Origin of the sequence: Azotobacter salinestris (assembly GCF_009363155.1) — a bacterium.
Classification (GTDB): domain Bacteria; phylum Pseudomonadota; class Gammaproteobacteria; order Pseudomonadales; family Pseudomonadaceae; genus Azotobacter; species Azotobacter salinestris.
On record NZ_CP045302.1, the window covers coordinates 601,482 to 614,508 of the forward strand.

Genomic DNA, 13,027 nt, shown 5'->3' on the forward strand with positions numbered 1-13,027 from the left:
CGCCGACATGGCACCGGCGGTTACACTGCGCGACCCTGCCCGGGAGAAACGCCCCGGGCTTCGCCCCGCCGTACAGAGAGACAACCGAGCCATGACGGTTATCCAGGAACAGGTCGCAGCCGGCCAGGCCGCCTATACGCCGCGGACGTTGCCGCTCTACGACTTCGTGGTGCTCGGCGTTTCCAACCCCTTCATCTGGAAATGCCCCACCCGCCGCCTCGAACAGCACTACGAGCGCCATCTCAGCGCCAACCACCTGGATGTCGGGGTGGGCACCGGGTATTTCCCCGACCGTTGCCGCTTTCCCGCGCATGCACCCCGGGTGGCGCTGATGGATCTGAACCCGGACACCCTGGCGTTCGCCGCCCGGCGCATCGCCCGCTACGTGCCCAAAACCTACCGGCGCAACGTGCTGGAGCCGATCGTCTTCGCCGACGAGGGCTTCGATTCGATCGGCATCAACTACCTGCTGCACTGCCTGCCGGGCTCCATCGCCGCGAAAGCCGTGGTCTTCGATCATCTCAAGGCATTGATGAACCCTGGCGCCGTCCTCTTCGGCGCCACCCTGCTGCAGGGCGGCGTCCCGCGCAGCCCCCTGGCGCGGGGGCTGATGGCCGCGTACAACCGCAAGGGGATCTTCTGCAACCGCGAGGACGATCTGGACAGCCTGAAGGAAGAACTTGGCCGGCGCTTTCGCGAGGTCTCGGTCGAGGTGGTGGGCTGCGCCGCGCTGTTCGCCGGGCGAGCCTAGGGCTGACCCACCCGGTACCAGGTGCGCGTCTCGCCGATCAAGGGCGTGCCGATGAAACCCCGCACCTGCAGTTGCCGCCCGCCCCTCTGCAGGGTCAGGCGGCAGTCGTAGACCTTGCCGCTGTCCGGGTCGAGGATTTCCCCGTCCCCGTAGACATCGCCCCGCTGCTTCACGCCGCTGAGGATGGTCATGCCTAGCAGCGGCTTGCCACGGCGCTCCCCCTCGCACTTGTCGCAATAGGGCGACTCGGCATCCGGCCCGCGCAGGCCCTTCTCGATGATGCCCCGGTATTCGTCGCCCTGGCGGTCGATGCGGACCAGCGCCCGCGGCTCGCCGGTCCGCTCGTCGCGGATCATCCACAACCCGATCAGCGGGTCGCCGGCCACGGCGCTGGCGGCGCCGCTGGCGGCCAGCAGCATCACCAGGGCGCAGCAGACGCACAGCCGCCGCACGGCCATCTGGCCACGACCGTCCAGGGCCTTCATCTCAATGTCCTCCGGCGGCGGCCCGAATGATCGGAAGCGGACGATCCAGCCGTTCGCGCAACGCGGTCAGCTCATGGCGGATGGCTTCGCCGCGATAGTGCAGGAAGGCACCGGTTTCCCCGCCGACCAGAACCTCGAGATAGGGCTCGGCGGCCACGACTCCCTCGTCGCAATAGGTCTTGAGGGTCAGCAGGCTGTCGTCGTCCGCCTCGATCTCGGTTTCCACCACCCGCCTGAGCCCCAACTCCTGAACCAACATGCCAAGCCCTACGCTGTCCTCGTCGGCGACGCCCTGGTGCAGGGGCAGATGCAGGGAGAAATGCCGCTCGTCCACCCATACCGACTCCATGGGAGACGCGCTGTGCAACAGCTCCAGGGTGCACGCCGCCTGCTCCAGGGTCGCCTGGTTGATGGCCGGCATGTACAGGCCGCGGCGACCGGAGGCAACGTAGGCCTTGCGCATGATGCCCTCAAGATTGGGTTTGCGGCTCGCCGGGGCATGCACGCAACCCGGATGGTCGCGGCCGATACCGCCGCCGAATTCGATGACCAGATTCACCCCGTCGTCGATCGCCCGCTGCAGGCTGCTCATCCACTTCACCGGATGGAACATCTGGAAGAACAGTGCGGCACGCATCTGGTCGGGATCGGCGGCGTGGTAGTCGCCGGTATAGTTGGAGAGGACCTTCAGCTTCGGGGCCTGCAGGGTGACGGCGTCGAGATGGGGACGGTAGTGCTCCGCGGCGTGGATCATCAGGTAGGTGTGGAAGGCACCCTCGGTCTTCAGGTAGCGCCCGGCCCTGGCCCGGCCGAAGCGGGCGAGCACGTCGACCATGAGCGCTTCCAGATCGTGCTCGAAGCCGCAGACCACGGTCTGGTCGGGCAGGTTGCAGCCGCCGATGCCGCAATAGTGCGCCTCGGCGAGCGGCTTGATCGACTCGAGATCGAGACGGAAGGCAGCCATCTGCCCGCGTCCGAACTCCGACATCAGCCGGCCGCGCATGCGGATCAGTTGCAGCGCGTCTTCGAACGCCAGGACGCCGGCAGCCACCAGCGCGGAGTACTCGCCCAGGCTGTGCCCGGCCACCACGCTCGGCGTCCATGCCTCGCCGGTGAGCTCGTGGAAGGCCGCCAGGCAGGCCATGGAATGGGTGAGCAGCGCGACTTGCGTGAATTCGGTGCTGTTGAGCCGTTCTTCCGGCCCCTGGAAGGACAGTTCCGCCACGTCGAAGCCCATCGCCTGGCTCGCTCGCTCGTAGAGGTCGCGCACGCAGGAAAAGTGGCGGTGGATGTCGCTTCCCATGCCCACGTACTGCGAGCCTTGTCCGGGAAAGACGAACATGATGTTGGGACTGGAAACCTGGCTCATGAAAAAACTCCCTGTATGGATCGAGCACCGGGCATCGCCGCCCGGACCATCAATCAAGAACGCGGGGGCCACCCGCGCTCGTCACGCCACCCTGGAAATGCCGCCGTCCGACTGCGAACGCCCTTTCCGGTCGAGGATTCCCAGGTGCTGCAAGACACGGTCGGTCATGCGATCGGCCGTGAAGCGCTCTGCCAGCGGACGGGCATTCCCTGCCAGTTCGCGGTGGAGCGTCGCATTCGTCAGCAGGCTCTCCAGCTGCCTGGCCAGGTCGCCGCTGTCCCAGGCGTGGAAGGTCAGACCGCCGGCCCGGTCGCCGTCGCGCATCACCTCGGTGACGCCGCCATAGTCGGGGACCAGCACCGGCGTGCCATGGCTCATCGCCTCGGCCACTACCAGTCCAAAGGCCTCCCGGTTCACCGAGGGATAGACCACGCAATGGCTGTGGACGAACAGGGTGTCGCGGATCTCCCCGGGGACAGCCCCCGCCTGATGTATCGGCAGACCGAGATGGCCGGCGAGATCGGCGATGACCCTCTTGCAGGACTCGCCCTTGGCGGTGGCGCCGCAGACCACCAGTTGCAGCTCAATGCCACGCGCCTTCAACAACCGGGCGGCGTAGAGCAGCAGGTCGATACCCTTCTCGGCCTCCTGACGGCCGCAGTAGGAGACAATGGGGACGTCCTCCCGCAGTTCGGGGAAAAGCTTCTTGAGCCGCGCCCGTGGCGGCCTGGCCGACGGCAGGGGCAACTCGACGCCGTTGTAGAGGACGCTCATGCGTTCCCGCGGCACCTTCAGTTCGCCGGCGATCCGCTCGAGGTAGTCGTGGCTGACCAGCAGGGCCGGCCAGCGCGAGCCGGCGACGGCCTCGTTGAGACGGTTGCGATAGGTCTCGTACAGGCCGCCCCGCTGTGCATAGTCGGCGAACTGCTCGTCCCCCTGGAAGGTCAGCACGTAGTCGAAATCGAGTCCGCCCTGGCGCTTGGCCGCCAGGGCGAGCGTGCCGAGGGAGGCGAAGCTCATCATCAGGTGGCTGACTTCGTCCCTGGCGATGAAGTGGCGCAGGCGCCGGACCAGGCCGGCATCGGAGGCCGGCGTCGCATGCAGTGCACAGATGAGGTGGGTGAGCATGCGGTCGACGAAGCCGTTGATGCTCTGGGTGATACGTACCCGCAGCTTCAGCGGAAGCAGGAAGGCGGCCGAGCCGACCACCTGGTCCATGAATGCCGAGGGCCGCCGGAACTGGTAGCGCGTGCCGTGGCAGAGCAGCCGGTGTTCGATGCCAGGATCGGCCAGTTCGGGATTCCACTCCATCATCCAGTAGACCACCACCTTGTAGCCGCGTCGGTGGAGGATATTGGCGAGAGTCAGATCGCGAATCGTGGAACCCAGATAGGAACCACTGCCAATGGTGACGAACGCAAAAGTCGGCTTGCTCATGCTGCCTCCGGTCCATGGGGAGGACCGCGGGCCGGATCGCGCCCGCTGCCTCCCTCGCTCAGGGAACGCTCAGAAGGTGTAGCTAACGCCGGTGAACACCGAATAGCGCAACAACGTCCCGAACTCGTCGTCGTCGCCGCCGGTGAAGATGTTTCCAGTGAAATAGGCCTGGACGTGGTTGGTCACGTCGTACTCGAGAATGCCGGTGAAACGCTGGGACTCGTCGTCCAGGTTCCTCAGGTAACGGATGTTGTATTCGAGATCCGGAATCGAGGTGTTGTCGGTGACCTGGATCATCGCGTAGCTCTGCCGGTGGAGCACGTTCCGGCTTTGGAACTGGCCGGTCTGGATGCAGCCGATCAAGGGCTCGTCGTCGCAGCCGTTGTTGTCGCGCAGGTATTCGACGTTGACGGTCGGACCGATCTCGAGGGTGTAGGAGGCGCCGAACTGGTAGCCGGTCTTGCCCTCGTGCTCGACATTGCCCTCGGTATAAAGAAGCAGGGCATCCGAAGCGTTCCAGCCGGCGAAGAAGCCGGTCTGGTGCTGATCGCTCTCCCGGTAGGAGTGAATGATCGAGGCATAGCCCGAGGAGCCGGTATAGTCGAGCTTGACCGCGTAGATCTTCTCGAACTCATCTTCCGACAGCCGGCCACCGCCCACTGTGGGCTGGCCCGACATGTAGCCTTCGACGTCGTCCGAGCGTCCCGGGCCATAGTTGTAGATTGTCGAGAGCGTCCAGTTTTCGTTGGGGATCCAGATCGCCCGGTAGTAGTCCAGGCCGGGAACCTCGACGCGCGGGTTGTTGCGTCCGTTGTCGCGGGTGAAGGGGTTGGACAGCGAGAGGATCACCGACGGACCCCATTGCAGGTTTTCCCGCCCGTAGGATAGGGTCAGCTCGTCGAAAGGCCGGTAGCGCACCCAGCCTTCGGTGAGGAACAGCTCCGAGCTGTCCTGATCGTCGCCATCGCGCGGACCGTCCTCCCATTTCTCCCAGATCGCCTCGGCACGCGGCTTGAGGGCGAATTCCCAGTTGCGGAAGTTCAGGTTCAGGTCCGCCCGCGGGTTGAGCACCCATTGGTAGCGCGGTATCTCGGCGGCGTTGTCGGGGTTGAGCGTCGAGTCCTCCGTTTCCTGGATCAGGGTGTAGGCCATGAGATTGACGCGTGAATAGAAGCCGCTCGCCAGCTCATCGGCCAGGCTCATCTGCTCCTCGCCCAGCTCTGGAAGCTCGGCCGCAGTCGCCATTCCCGCCTGAATTGCCATGCCTGCCAAAGGCAATACCAGTCCCAAACGATGCGCCATCCTTGCCATCTCTGCCATCCGTGCCATATCCGAATTTGTCCATACTGCGTTGAATGCCCTTGACGGGTTGTTGAGCCTAAAGGAATTAGTATGAAGCGCTCCGTATTGCAGAGGCAATGCCGAGCTCGTCGTCCGTGAGCTTCCCGCCATGCCGGAGCGCTCCATACCAGGCTCACTTCATGAACAGATTGATATTGAAGATGAAATCCGGCAGCGGTGCGAGCTTCGGCTTGCTCATGCTCAGGGTGGTGACGTCGCCGCTCATCAGCTCCTCGTAGATGGCGATCTCGGAGATGAAGGGACGTGCCTCGCCATTGATCATCACCGTGCTGCCGTACGCCATGTTGGACGACTTGAAGCGCTTGCCCGATAGCGTGTAGTAGTCCGCCTTCACGCCGACCAGGCGCTCCTTGTCCACCCAGTAGATGATCCGGTCGTAGGTGGTCTTGGAGTTGCGCGCCTTCAGGTCGAAGACATAGCAGTCCACGCCATCCACGACTTCATCGGGCAGACGGGTCGCGTCGTAGTCCTCGGCGTAGTTGGTCGAGGCGACGTCGCCATAGGAGGCCTGGCCCATCAGCTTCTGGCGCAGCGAGATGGGGATCGGCTTGCTCAGGCCCGGCTTGTGGAACCACATGTTGTTGTCGAGCATGAGCAACTTCTGTCCCTTGGATTTCGGCGGTGCGATGTTGAGTCCCGAGATGTTGAAGCCGCGCGCCTTGATGTCGTAGAGCATGGTGTCCGTACGCCCCTTCTCCCTGGACTCGATCTCCACGTTCCAGGCGATGCCCTGCAGGTTGCCGCGCGATTCGTCTGCCCGCTTGAGGATCTGGTAGGGATCCTCGCCGGAGCTGGCGACCGGCGTCGGCATGCTGGCCTTGGCTACCTGAGGCATGGCCTCTGGCTCGGGCTCCTTGCGTACCGGCGCACTCGCTGCCGGGGGCTCGCTGGCGGCTCGGGGAGCTGCCTCCGTCTTGATTTGAGCCGGCGCCGGCCGAGGGGCAGCAGCCCGCTCGGCCGGCTTGTCGTCATCGTCGCTGCCGAACAGCCGGCTGAAGAAGCCCCGGCTGCTCTCCTGGACCGCCCTTACGGGCGGCTCGGTGTTCTCCGCGACGGCCAGGGTACTGACCAGCAGCGCCAGACCGAATGCGGAAATGCGGGAAAGTCCTTTCATCTCTCAAAATCTCCGTCGGTTCGAAAATCTGTCCCAGCGGCTCACACATGCCCCAGGGCGCCGACGATCTCCATCCGCGCCGCCTTGCGTGCCGGAAGGCTCGCCGCGAGCAGGGACAGCACCATCAGCGCCAGCAGGCTCCAGAGCATTTCCTGGGGCACCAGGTAGACCTCCAGCGGGATGCGCCGGGTGATCTGCGGCGGGATCCAGGTCGGCTCCAGGGTGGCGATGCTCGACCACACGGCGAGGGTCAGCAGTACCCCGAACAGCGAACCGAACAGGCCGAGCAGCATGCTTTCCAGGGCGAACAGCCCGACGATGCCGCGCCGCTTCACGCCCAGGGCGCGCAGCGTGCCGATCTCCCGGGTACGCTCCATGATCGCCATGCCCACGGTGTTGATCACGCTCATCACCACGATGGTGAAGACGATCAGGAAGGCGAACAGGAAGATCACGTCGAACATGTTCTTGACCTTGGTGTAGAAGGTCGACAGCTCGTTCCAGGTCTTGATGTCCACATCCAGGCCGCGGCCGATCAACTCGTTCTGCAGGGTCGCGCGCATCGGCTCGGTAAGCAGGCCGTCATTGAGCAGGACGTTGACCCGGTCGACGCTGGTGGTGTCGTAGAGGTTCTGGGCGAACTCCAGGCTGACCAGCATCAGCTTGTCTTCCAGGGCCTCGACCGGCGAGTTGAAGGTCTGCAGCATCTGGCCATCGAGGGCGTTGATCTGCCCGTTCACGGTCGGTGCCATCACCACCACGGTATCGCCCTGCTTGAACCTGAGCTGATCGGCCAGCCCCTGGCTCATGCCCACGCCGTTGGGCTGCTCGTCGGCCATGGGCTCGCCGTCGAACAGCTGCATGCCGCCCACCTTGGTCCGCGAGCGGCTGCGAATGACATCGACCTTGGAGGCTACCCGTCCGCTGGCGAGGAAGATGGTCGACACCTCGCCGTTGCTGACCAGACCGGAGATGTTCAGCTCGGGCGTCGAGATGCGGATCTCCGGATGCGCAGCGAGCACCTCGTCGATCACGGCGACCTCCTCCTCGCTGAGCAGGTAGCGCGTCGGATCGAGCTTGCCCTCGTCGAGGAAGCCCTTCTTGAAGATCGACAGGTGGCCGTTGCCCTGGATGTGGATGTAGGAATCCTCCAGGCTGGTGAAGATATAGGCGGTGAAACCGCCCAGGGCGTTGACCGCGGCGAAGCCGAGCCCGATCGCCATCACGGTGAACAGCGAACGGCGGCCGTTGCGGAACAGGTTGCGCGTGGCGAGCTTGAACCAGGTGATCATGGGCGGCTCCCTGCGACACGGGTCTGGGCGGTCGGGCGCGTCGGCTGGCTGTCGCTGCCGATCTCGCCGTCCTGCATCAGGACACGGCGCTTGACGCTTTCCAGCAGACGCTGGTCATGGGTGGAAAAGACGAAGGCGGTGCCGTGGCTGGCGTTGATGTTCAGCATCAGCTCGATGATCCGCCGGGCGTTGCCGGAGTCGAGGTTGGCGGTGGGCTCGTCGGCGATCACCAGAGCCGGATCGGTGACCAGCGCCCGGGCGATGGCGACCCGCTGCTGCTGGCCGCCGGAGAGCTTGGCCGGACGGTGGCTGACGTGCTTCTCGAGGCCCACCTCGGTCAGCCGCTCCATCGCCCGCTCCCGGGCGACCGAGGAGGAGGCGCCGGCGATCTGCAGCGGCAGCATGACGTTCTCCAGCGCCGAGAGCACCGGCACCAGGTTGAAGTTCTGGAAGACGAAGCCGATGGTCCGGTTGCGCAGCTCGCTGCGGGCGTTGTCCGACAGGTCGTTGACCTCCTGGCCGTTGATCAGCACGGTGCCCGAGGTGGGCGAGTCGAGCATGCCGATGAGGTTGCACAGGGTCGACTTGCCGGACCCGGACGGCCCCCAGATCGCGACGAACTCGCGCGCCTGGATGGTGATGTCGATGCCCTTGAGGGCGATCACCGGCTTTTCGCCGATCTGGTAGTGCCTGGTGGCCCGGCGCAGCTCGACGAGCGGGGCCGTTCCAATCGAAGTGATAGTGTTCATGTCGGGTTTCCTGATGCGTCCAATGCCTTGAAATCCCCTGCAATCCGCGAAGTCCGGGCGCGACCGGGCCGCGACCTGCGCCGCAGGGCCCGGAAGCTGCGCCGGTTATCGACCGGATGCGCCTGCCGTTTCGGTCGCCGCGTAGGCGATGACGAAATCGCCGTCGCGCACACTGTGCACGCCGATCAGCCGGCCGCTGTCCCGGACCTGGATGATGAAGCTCCCGGCGCCATCGATGGCGATCGCCTCGAAGCGCTGCGGGGCGCCATCCACGCCGGTGCCCAGCAACTTGCCGGCGGCCTCCTTGGCGGACCACAGGCGGGTGACCCACTCGTCCCGCAGCGCGCCCTCCACCGCCAAATCATCCAGCAGTTCGCGCTCGCCGGCCGTGCTGAAGCTTTCCAGGAAGCCGGCGGCGCGCGGACGGATCTGCTCGATGTCGATGCCCACCGGCTGCTCACCGGCAAGCGCCACCGCCCGGTCCTCGCAGTGCGCGATGCTGATTCGTGGCAGTCGTGCATGCTCCTCCAGCCCCGCCACCCGCGGCTGGCCCGCCGCCTCGCTATCGATGACGAAGGCCGCCGGGTGCAGCATCTCCGGCTGCTCGCTGTGGGCGGCGAGCCAGGCGCGGACCGCGTCCTTCGCCGCTACCCGACCGAGCTGCCACTGCTGCTGGCGCGGCGGGACGCCGGCCTTGGCGGTGAAGGCCTCCATCTCGTCCAGATGCAGGTAGTGACGCGCCAGCAGCAGCGGATCGAACCCCTGGGTATCGGCCTTGGTGATCAGCCGGCACTGCACGTCCCTGGCCAGCGACGGCAGCTCCAGGGGGCGGCTCAGCAGGTAGCGGGTCGGCTGGCGACGGAAATCGAGCACCTGGGGCGGGTTGCGAAACTTGATGCTCCCCCACTCCCGCACGCGCAGCCAGACCCCGCCGGAGCCGTCCTGGATCTCCACGTTGGCGTACATGGTCATGGTTTCGTCGCGGACGATCTCGATGCGGATCGGCGCCCGGGTGCCGGCCGGCGGCGTCGAGCGGTACAGCTCCAGCTTGCCGAAGCCGATCGGCAGCACGTAGCGGTCATGCTGCATGGCCCACACGCCGATGAACTGGCCGATTCCGTCGAACAGGGCCGGATCGATCAACAACTGAGGCTGGTCGATCGAGCGGAACAGCTCGGTCGGCGGCCGGGTCACCAGCTCCGTCACCGCGCCCTCGTCGGCGATGACGATTTCGCCGGTCAGGCATTGGAAGCACGGCCCGTGGAACATGTGGCGCTCCCGGTAGATGTCCTCGCCGGTCAGCGGCAGGCGGTAGGGGTTGCTGAAATTGCCGAAGGACAGGTCGAGGTCGACCCGATAGGCCGTGGAGAGCAGCACAGTGGCGGTGGTCGAGGGCATGTCCTGCCCCTCGAGCTGGATCGCCACGGCGACTCGCCAGACCTGACTGTCGGCATCGACCTCCTTGACCCGGGCGCTGATGTTCAGCACCTCGCTGTCGCGGTCGGAAACCTCGATCCAGCGGGTGGCCTTGACGTCCTCGAAGCCGATCAGCCCCAGGCCGGGAGCCAGACAGGCGGCCGCCTCGGCCATCACCTCCAGGCTCATGGTCAGCGGCAGTACCGGCATACAGGCGGATACCGGCTTGACCCCGGGGGCATGGACGAAGGCATGGTCGGCGAGGTACAGGTCCTCGTCCAGGTGCAGCCGGCGCTGGATCAGCAGCGCCTCGCCCGGAGCGTAGGCCAGCACCTGGCCGATGAAGGGCAGACTGCCCTCCTCCAGCGGCTCGGCGGCAGGTCCGGGCTCGGATCGAGGCGCTTGCGCGGCTGGCTGGGCTGCTTCCTGGGCGCGGGTCGATTCAGCTTCGAGCTCCACGGCGGTGACGACTGCCACGGCCTCCTCGACCGGCTCCTCGCTGCGCAGCTCCTCGGCGGACTCCACCTCGTAGACACGGGCGATCAGGGGCATGTCACTGTTGGTATCGAATACCAGATGGGAAAGGCTTGCGCTGCTCATATCTTCTCCAGAACCAATCCGGCTATGGTCACCCCCGGCCCGAAGCCGAGACATACGATACGAGTGCCGACAGTGGCCTCCTCCAGATGCTGCATGAGAATGTGCGGAATCGTGGAGGAAGACATGTTGCCGTGCTCGAGAAAAACATTCTGGCTGATTGCCACCTGGTCGTCGGACAGGCCGAGTTCTTCCTGAACATGGTCGACGATCTTCGGCCCGCCCGGGTGGACGGCGAAGCTCAGGGCGTCCTTGTCCCGCTCGAAGTCCATGCCGGCACGCTGCAGCAGGTCCACCGTAAAGGCCCGAACATGCCGCTTGATGATCACTGGAACCAGGGGCGACAGGCTGATCTTGAACTGATAGGGGCCGGGCACGCCCTGCATGCCGTCAAACGAATCCGGCAACAGATGCTCGCTCATCGCCAGAATCCGCAGGCCGCGCAACGACTGACGCCGCAGCTCCTGCTCGGACAGCACCGAGTATTTGATCAGGCCGTCGGAGAACAGGGTCGCCGAGATGATGTTATCCGCCCGCCATTCGGTGATGTTGTGGTGCGCCGACATCAGCTCGGTATGCACGATGTCCACCCGGTCCTTGACGGGAGTGACGCCACAGCGCGAGGAGGCAAGCATGCCGTGTGCCATCTTGATGGCCGGGAAGGCGCCGTAGCAGCCCATGTTGTAGCTATGGGTCACCGTGGTCTCGAACCACTTGCGCTTCGCCACCATATGCTCGACGGGACTCGGCGACAGATAGCCCGAGCAGGTCACATGGATGAGGTCGTCGGGCGCCGGGGCGTCGGCTGCATACATCCGCTCGACGCCTTCCTCGACGACCTTGGCATAGCTGTCGTGGCGTGCCTTGAGATCCGCTCCACGCGGATCCTTCTTGATGTCGAACAGCCGCAGGTGGGCCTGGTCCGGTTCCGGATCGGCGATGTCGAAGTTGCCGTCACCGAAGCGGATGTCCGTCAACTTGGGGAAGTAGACCAGTTGCCGCTGCTTGATCTGCGCAGGCGACAGGGCGTACTTGTCGAACTTCTCCTTGACCATCTTGTAGACTGCGAGGAAGGCCTCTTCGCCGGTGATCTCGTTGCTCAGGCAATGGGCCTTGGCGAAGCCGTAAGCGGTCAGTTCGAGGGTGATGCGCTGAGGGATCGGCTTGGCCATCTGCACCGGAGTGAAGCCGGTCAGGACTGCACCGTTAAGATTGACTATGTCGCTCATATCTTCTCCAGCACCATTCCGGTGACAGTCAGCCCGGGACCGAAACCCAGGCACACGACGCGCGTACCCATATCCACCTCTTCGAGGACCTGCTTGAGGATGTGGGGAACGGTGGCGGAGGACATATTGCCGTTCTCCAGGAACACGCTCTTGCTGATCGCCACCTGCCCATCGGCGAGTCCCAGGTCCTCCTGGATGTGCTCGACGATCTTCGGTCCGCCCGGGTGGATGGCGAAGGTCAGCTCGTGCTTCTCGCGCTCGAAGTCGATGCCGGCGCGCGCAAGCAGCTTCACCACGAAGTCGCGGACGTGGCGCTTGATGACCACCGGCACCATGGGCGTGAGGGTCATCAGGAACTGGTGCGAACTCGGAATCCAGGTCATGTCGTCGGCGGAGTCGGGCAGCAGGTGCTCGTTCATCGCCAAGACCCTGAGGCCGTGCCCTCCCTGGCGCTGCAACTCCTCCTCGGACAGTACCGAGTACTTGATCAGGCCGTCGGCAAAGAGGGTCATGGTGATGATGTTTTCCGCCCGCGCATCGACGATGTTGTTGTGCGCCGAGAGCAGTTCGGAGTGCACGATGTCGACCCGATGCTTGATCGGGGTGACACCGAAGCGCGACGAGGAGAGCATGCCGTGGGCCATCTTGATCGCCGGAAAGGCGCCGTAGCAGCCCATGTGATAGCTGTGGGTCACCGTGGTCTCAAACCAGCCGCGACTGGCTGCCATCCGCTCGACCGGGCTCGGCGACAGATAGCCCGAGCAGGTCACGTGGATGAGATCATCAGGTGCTTCGGCGGCATTCTGAAACATCAGCTCCAGCCCCTGATCGACGACCTTGGCGTAGCTCTCGTGGCGAGACTTGAGATCGGCGCCGCGCGGGTCCGTGGCGATATCGTACAGCCGCAGGTAAGGGTGCTCGGGCGGAGCAACCTCGATGTGGCCGTTGGAGAAGCGGATGTCCGAGACCTTCGGGAAGAAGATCAGTTGACGGCGCCTGATCTGCGAGGAGGACAGGGCATATTTGTCGAACTTTTCCTTGACCGACTGGTAGACCTGGGCGAAGCCCGCCTCGTCCTGGCCGACGCCGTTCTTGAGGCAATAGGCGCGGGCAAAGCCATAGGCCGACAATTCCAGGGTCAGTGCCTGGGGAATGGGCTTGGCCAGCTGTGCGGGGGTGAAGCCGGTAAGAACTGCATTGTGGGGACTACTCATGGTATTTCCTCC

11 protein-coding genes are annotated in these 13,027 nt (G+C 64.9%); 1 reads left to right on the forward strand and 10 read right to left on the reverse strand.

Annotated features, from left to right (window positions below):
• The first annotated feature begins 91 nt into the window (after window positions 1-91).
• Entirely contained in the window at window positions 92-751 is a 660-nt protein-coding gene (locus GCU53_RS02810; protein ID WP_152386272.1) for a class I SAM-dependent methyltransferase, read from the forward strand.
• On the opposite strand, the gene GCU53_RS02815 is transcribed toward GCU53_RS02810, so the two are convergent.
• The 10 genes from GCU53_RS02815 to GCU53_RS02860 form a co-directional block, all read right to left on the reverse strand.
• Window positions 748-1,236, reverse strand: a complete 489-nt coding sequence (locus GCU53_RS02815; protein WP_244307018.1) for a DUF2147 domain-containing protein — start codon at window positions 1,234-1,236, stop codon at window positions 748-750. The genes GCU53_RS02810 and GCU53_RS02815 overlap by 4 nt on opposite strands.
• A 1-nt stretch (window position 1,237) precedes the next feature.
• On the reverse strand, window positions 1,238-2,605 hold the full coding sequence (locus GCU53_RS02820; RefSeq protein WP_152386273.1) for an ACP S-malonyltransferase: 1,368 nt from the start codon (window positions 2,603-2,605) through the stop codon (window positions 1,238-1,240).
• 81 nt (window positions 2,606-2,686) lie between these two features.
• Window positions 2,687-4,042, reverse strand: coding sequence for a glycosyltransferase family 4 protein (locus tag GCU53_RS02825; RefSeq protein WP_152386274.1), 1,356 nt, complete (start codon window positions 4,040-4,042; stop codon window positions 2,687-2,689).
• Window positions 4,043-4,111: 69 nt separating this feature from the next.
• A complete protein-coding gene (locus tag GCU53_RS02830; protein WP_244307020.1) occupies window positions 4,112-5,245 on the reverse strand; it encodes a hypothetical protein in 1,134 nt (377 codons plus the stop codon).
• 271 nt (window positions 5,246-5,516) lie between these two features.
• Window positions 5,517-6,518, reverse strand: coding sequence for an outer membrane lipoprotein-sorting protein (locus tag GCU53_RS02835; protein ID WP_152386276.1), 1,002 nt, complete (start codon window positions 6,516-6,518; stop codon window positions 5,517-5,519).
• Between the two features lie 41 nt (window positions 6,519-6,559).
• On the reverse strand, window positions 6,560-7,810 hold the full coding sequence (locus tag GCU53_RS02840; protein WP_152386277.1) for an ABC transporter permease: 1,251 nt from the start codon (window positions 7,808-7,810) through the stop codon (window positions 6,560-6,562).
• On the reverse strand, window positions 7,807-8,559 hold the full coding sequence (locus GCU53_RS02845; RefSeq protein WP_152386278.1) for an ABC transporter ATP-binding protein: 753 nt from the start codon (window positions 8,557-8,559) through the stop codon (window positions 7,807-7,809). The genes GCU53_RS02840 and GCU53_RS02845 overlap by 4 nt, the downstream gene beginning before the upstream one ends.
• A gap of 105 nt (window positions 8,560-8,664) precedes the next feature.
• Window positions 8,665-10,575: a 4'-phosphopantetheinyl transferase superfamily protein gene (locus GCU53_RS02850; protein ID WP_152386279.1), complete on the reverse strand. Its 1,911-nt coding sequence runs from the start codon at window positions 10,573-10,575 to the stop codon at window positions 8,665-8,667.
• Window positions 10,572-11,801 carry a 3-oxoacyl-[acyl-carrier-protein] synthase III C-terminal domain-containing protein gene (locus GCU53_RS02855; protein ID WP_152386280.1) on the reverse strand — a complete coding sequence of 410 codons (1,230 nt, stop codon included), beginning with the start codon at window positions 11,799-11,801 and terminating at the stop codon, window positions 10,572-10,574. The genes GCU53_RS02850 and GCU53_RS02855 overlap by 4 nt, the downstream gene beginning before the upstream one ends.
• Entirely contained in the window at window positions 11,798-13,015 is a 1,218-nt protein-coding gene (locus tag GCU53_RS02860; RefSeq protein WP_152386281.1) for a type III polyketide synthase, read from the reverse strand. The genes GCU53_RS02855 and GCU53_RS02860 overlap by 4 nt, the downstream gene beginning before the upstream one ends.
• Between the last annotated feature and the right edge of the window lie 12 nt (window positions 13,016-13,027).

Bases quoted from the DNA above. Each gene is read 5' to 3' on its own strand.
- GCU53_RS02810 (WP_152386272.1), top strand. From the start codon at position 92: ATGACGGTTATCCAGGAACAGGTCGCAGCCGGCCAGGCCGCCTATACG.
- GCU53_RS02815 (WP_244307018.1), bottom strand. From the start codon at position 1,236: ATGAAGGCCCTGGACGGTCGTGGCCAGATGGCCGTGCGGCGGCTGTGC.
- GCU53_RS02820 (WP_152386273.1), bottom strand. From the start codon at position 2,605: ATGAGCCAGGTTTCCAGTCCCAACATCATGTTCGTCTTTCCCGGACAA.
- GCU53_RS02825 (WP_152386274.1), bottom strand. From the start codon at position 4,042: ATGAGCAAGCCGACTTTTGCGTTCGTCACCATTGGCAGTGGTTCCTAT.
- GCU53_RS02830 (WP_244307020.1), bottom strand. From the start codon at position 5,245: ATGAGCCTGGCCGATGAGCTGGCGAGCGGCTTCTATTCACGCGTCAAT.
- GCU53_RS02835 (WP_152386276.1), bottom strand. From the start codon at position 6,518: ATGAAAGGACTTTCCCGCATTTCCGCATTCGGTCTGGCGCTGCTGGTC.
- GCU53_RS02840 (WP_152386277.1), bottom strand. From the start codon at position 7,810: ATGATCACCTGGTTCAAGCTCGCCACGCGCAACCTGTTCCGCAACGGC.
- GCU53_RS02845 (WP_152386278.1), bottom strand. From the start codon at position 8,559: ATGAACACTATCACTTCGATTGGAACGGCCCCGCTCGTCGAGCTGCGC.
- GCU53_RS02850 (WP_152386279.1), bottom strand. From the start codon at position 10,575: ATGAGCAGCGCAAGCCTTTCCCATCTGGTATTCGATACCAACAGTGAC.
- GCU53_RS02855 (WP_152386280.1), bottom strand. From the start codon at position 11,801: ATGAGCGACATAGTCAATCTTAACGGTGCAGTCCTGACCGGCTTCACT.
- GCU53_RS02860 (WP_152386281.1), bottom strand. From the start codon at position 13,015: ATGAGTAGTCCCCACAATGCAGTTCTTACCGGCTTCACCCCCGCACAG.